2 protein-coding genes are annotated in these 2,382 nt (G+C 59.9%); both read left to right on the top strand.

What is annotated here, in order from left to right; genetic code table 11:
- The first annotated feature begins 179 nt into the window (after positions 1 to 179).
- Complete coding sequence (gene istA, locus QCE48_RS31520; protein ID WP_309788732.1) at positions 180 to 1,190, top strand: IS21 family transposase; 1,011 nt, start codon at positions 180 to 182, stop codon at positions 1,188 to 1,190.
- Positions 1,187 to 1,975 (top strand): IS21-like element helper ATPase IstB, encoded by a 789-nt coding sequence (gene istB / locus QCE48_RS31515; RefSeq protein WP_309788734.1) that lies wholly within the window; start codon positions 1,187 to 1,189, stop codon positions 1,973 to 1,975. Before istA ends, istB begins: the two co-directional genes overlap by 4 nt.
- The last annotated feature ends 407 nt before the right edge of the window (positions 1,976 to 2,382 follow it).

The following is a 2,382-nucleotide window of genomic DNA, read 5'->3' as shown; positions in this document are numbered from 1 at the left end:
TTTTCGGGTGTTGAGTGCATTCGAGCTCGATGTGTTTCCAGCATTGGCTATGAAAAAGCTGGTTTTCGGGCAGGCGGATCATTGTGTCCGCGTCATACGTGTTAGCGCCGATGTAAAAATGACCCTGGCGCCGAAGTAAACCTGACCCACCTGGGAGACGATGGCGGCTTTTGCCGCCGATGCTGACTCAGGAGCAAGCAGTGGAAATCAAGGTATTGGCCCGACGCGGGACAGCGGTGCGTGAGATAGCGAGGCAAACAGGTTTATCGCGCAACACCGTGCGACGCTATCTGAGGAACGAGCAGGCTAGCCGTTACAGCCAGCGTGAGCCGCGAGCAACGAAGCTCGACCCATTCAAGGACTATTTGCTGGAGCGCGTTTCCGCTGCCCGGCCGCACTGGATTCCGGCGACTGTTCTCCTTCGCGAATTGCAGGAAGCAGGATACGAAGGCGGCATCAGTCAGATCAAGGCGTTTCTGGTGCCCCACAAGCGTCCCGAAGCCGAACCGGTGGTGCGCTTCGAGACTGCGCCCGGCAAGCAGATGCAGGCCGATTTCACCGTTATCCGTCGAGGACGCGAGCCGTTGCTCGCGCTGGTCGCGACAATGGGTTACAGCCGCGCGAGCTTCGTTCGGTTCACTGCGCGCGAGGACGCCACGACGCTGTGCGACTGCCTGCGTGAGGCACTTGTCTACTTCGGCGGCACGCCGGAACATGTGCTGTTCGACAACGCGAAGTCCGTGGTCATAGAGCGCGATGCATTCGGCGAGGGCCAGCATCGCTGGAATACGCAGTTGCTGGCGCTGGCGGAGACCTATGGGTTCACGCCGAAGGTGTGTCGCCCGTATCGCGCGAAGACCAAGGGCAAGGTCGAACGCTTCAACCGCTATCTCAAGGAGAGCTTTGTTGTACCGCTTGCTGCAACGCTCAGGTCATCGGGATTGAAGCTGGACGTTGAAGCCGCCAACGCGCACATCGGCCGGTGGCTGTCAGAAGTTGCCAACGCGCGCCGTCACGGGACGACGGGTGAGCGTCCGGCGGTGCTGCTTACAACCGAGCAGACGGCGCTTCTGCCGTTGCCGGCGCGGACACCTGCGCTCGCTGTGCCGGACAACCGCCGGGTGCTGCCACGTGAGAGCCTTCAACATCCGCTGGCGGTCTACGACGCGTTGCTGGAGGTCGCAGCATGAATCTGCAACATGAACGGATTGCCGGGCTGTGCGCGCAACTGAAGCTCGACTGCATCGCCACCGACTGGGCGCCGCTTGCACAACGCACTGCAACGACCGATTCGAGTATGGCCGACTTCCTTGAGCAGCTCCTGCAAGCGGAACTTGGCGCGCGCGAGCAGCGCAAGCGTCAGGTGCTCACGAAGCTGGCAGCGTTGCCCGGCGTCAAGACGCTGGAGCAATACGACTTCAGCTTCGCCAGCGGCGCGCCGCGTGCGCAGATTCAGGAGCTGGCGAGTCTGGCGTTCATTGAGCGGGCCGAGAATGTCGTGCTGCTCGGACCATCCGGGGTCGGCAAGACGCACATTGCGACCTCGCTGGCGTACCGGGCGGCGCAGGCGGGCATCAAGACGCGGTTCATCTCGGCCGCCGACCTGATGATGCAACTGGCCGCCGCCCGACAGCAGAATCGCTTGCGGGAGTTCTTCAATCGCGCGGTGATAGGACCCAGGCTGCTCATCATCGACGAAATCGGCTACCTGCCATTCGGACGCGAGGAGGCGAACTTGTTCTTCAATGTCGTCGCGAAACGCTATGAGCGCGGTTCAATCGTGTTGACCAGCAACCTGCCGTTCACGCAGTGGGCGACGGCCTTCGCTGACGACCAGACGCTGACAGCGGCGATGCTCGACAGGCTTTTACATCACGCTCATATCGTGCAAATCAGCGGTGAGAGCTATCGATTGAAGGACAAGAGAAAGGCGGGACAAACAGGCACGCGGGCAAGCACGAAAGTAGCCGCGTGATACAGGACCCGGGTGGGTCAGTTTTACTTCGGCGAAACGTCGAAACGTGGGTCAGGTTTCAGTCGGCGTTGACACATACGCGGGAGATGTCCGCCAACGGTCTTTGAGCCGATTTCGAGAGATGCCCACATATCGAATTACGTCATCGCTCCCGGCAACTAAGTACAAGCAGGGGTCTTTGCCGCCCAGACCGCAGCGTCGAGGATGTCGTACTTGGCTTGAAGCCATGGTCCGATTCTCGCGCCCTTAGCTACCTTTCGCTTCCAGCGCCCACCTCCTATGCCATGAATACGGATGACAGGTGTCGAAGCATTGAAAATCGCGTTGGCGTATTTGACGTTCTTTGAGTTCACGCTGTGGGACAAGGCTTAATAAATTCGGCGAAGTCGAATTGTAAGATGAAAGTG

This window comes from Caballeronia sp. LZ024 (assembly GCF_031451455.1).
Taxonomy (GTDB): Bacteria; Pseudomonadota; Gammaproteobacteria; order Burkholderiales; family Burkholderiaceae; genus Caballeronia; species Caballeronia telluris.
This window is presented reverse-complemented; position numbering and strand designations above follow the sequence as displayed.

Coding starts and splice junctions, on each gene's coding strand:
- istA (WP_309788732.1), top strand. CDS start 180: ATGCTGACTCAGGAGCAAGCAGTGGAAATCAAGGTATTGGCCCGACGC.
- istB (WP_309788734.1), top strand. CDS start 1,187: ATGAATCTGCAACATGAACGGATTGCCGGGCTGTGCGCGCAACTGAAG.